This window comes from Streptomyces atratus, from assembly GCF_014648655.1.
Classification (GTDB): Bacteria; Actinomycetota; Actinomycetes; order Streptomycetales; family Streptomycetaceae; genus Streptomyces; species Streptomyces atratus.
In genome coordinates this window covers 1-1698 of the sequence record NZ_BMRN01000157.1, presented here as the reverse complement: position 1 = coordinate 1698, position 1698 = coordinate 1, and the positions used below count along the sequence as shown (strand labels likewise).

1 protein-coding gene is annotated in these 1698 nt (G+C 69.1%); it reads right to left on the bottom strand.

From position 1 onward, the window contains the following. On the bottom strand, nt 1-1698 hold a 1698-nt coding region (locus IEZ15_RS43770; RefSeq protein WP_194535987.1), incomplete at both ends, for a beta-ketoacyl synthase N-terminal-like domain-containing protein.

The following is a 1698-nucleotide window of genomic DNA, read 5'->3' as shown; positions in this document are numbered from 1 at the left end:
ACCTGATCGGCAGAAATCTGCGCATCAGCCAGCGCCGCCCGAATCACCCGCTGCTGCGACGGACCGTTCGGAGCCGTCAGCCCATTACTCGCACCGTCCTGATTGACAGCGCTGCCCCGCACCACCGCCAGGACCTCATGCCCCAACCGCCGCGCATCCGAGAGCCGCTCGACCAACAGCACCCCCACACCCTCCGACCACGCCGCACCATCCGCCGCACCCGCGAACGACTTGCACCGCCCGTCCTTCGCCAACCCACGCTGCCGACTGAACTCCACGAATACCTCGGGCTCGGACATGACGGCCACACCGCCGGCCAGGGCGAGCGAGCACTCCCCGGAGCGCAGAGCCTGAATGGCGAGGTGCAGGGCGACCAGCGACGAGGAGCACGCCGTGTCCACCGTCATCGACGGGCCCTCGAGGCCCAGGACGTAGGAGATGCGGCCGGAGGCGATGCCACCGGTGCTCGCGTTGTGGGCATAGTCGTGGTACATCATCCCGGCGAAGACGCCGGTCCGGCTCTCCTTGAGGGAGAGCGGGTCGATACCAGCCCGTTCGAATGCTTCCCACGATGTCTCCAGCAGGAGTCGCTGCTGGGGGTCCATGATCAGCGCCTCGTTGGGGCTGATCCCGAAGAAGCTCGGGTCGAACCCGGCCGCGTCGTCGAGGAAGCCGCCCCGGGCCACGTAGCTGGTGTCCGGACGGATGCCCTCCGGGTCGTAGATCTTTCGCAGGTCCCAGCCGCGGTCGGCGGGGAAGTCCGAGATGAGGTCGGCGCCATTCGCGACCGCCTGCCAGAGGTCCTCGGGCGAACCGACGTTGCCCGGGTAGCGGCAGGCCATCCCGACGATCGCGATCGGATCGTCGGCGTGGACGGCGGGCGCGGAGGCCGGTGCACCGGCGGCGCGCTCCGGCAGGTTGACCGTGCCGGCCACCTCGCTCAGCAGGTACCGCGCCAGGGACATCGGGGTGGGGTAGTCGAAGACCACGGTTGCCGGAAGACGGAGCCCGGTGGCTTCCGCGAGTCCGTTACGGAATTCCACCGCGCGCAACGAGTCGAAGCCGAGGTCCTTGAACGCCCGCTCCGGTTCGATGGCCTGGAGCGAGCTGTAGCCGAGTACGGAAGCGACCTGCTCAAGGACGAGTTCGAGCATGGATGCTTCTCGCTCGGGCTCGGCGAGACCGGCCAGGCGCTGTTGGAGGGCGTTCGCCTCGACCTTGCCACCGCCGGCCTTGCGGCGGGTGACGGCGGGCACCAGTGTGCGGAAGAGTTCCCGGCTGCTGTCTCCCTGCGCGCGGACTGCCGCAAGGTCCAGTCGGACGGGGACGACGACCGGCTCGGCCAACTGCTGGGCCGCGTCGAACAGGGCCACGCCCATCTCGGAGGAGAGAGGGAAGACGCCGCCCACGGACGAGATACGGGACCGTTCGGCACCGGAGAGCTTGCCCGTCATTCCGCTGGCCTCGTCCCAGAAGCCCCAGGCGAGTGACTGGGCCGGCAGGCCCTCGGCCCTGCGGTACGAGGCGAGGGCATCGAGGAAGGCGTTGGCCGCCGCATAGTTGGCCTGTCCCGCGTTGCCGAAGATGCCGGCCACGGAGGAGAAGAGGATGAAGGCGTCGAGGTCGATGTCCCGAGTCAGCTCATGGAGATTCAGCGCCGCCTCGACCTTCGGCCGCAACACCGCCTCCACCCGCTCC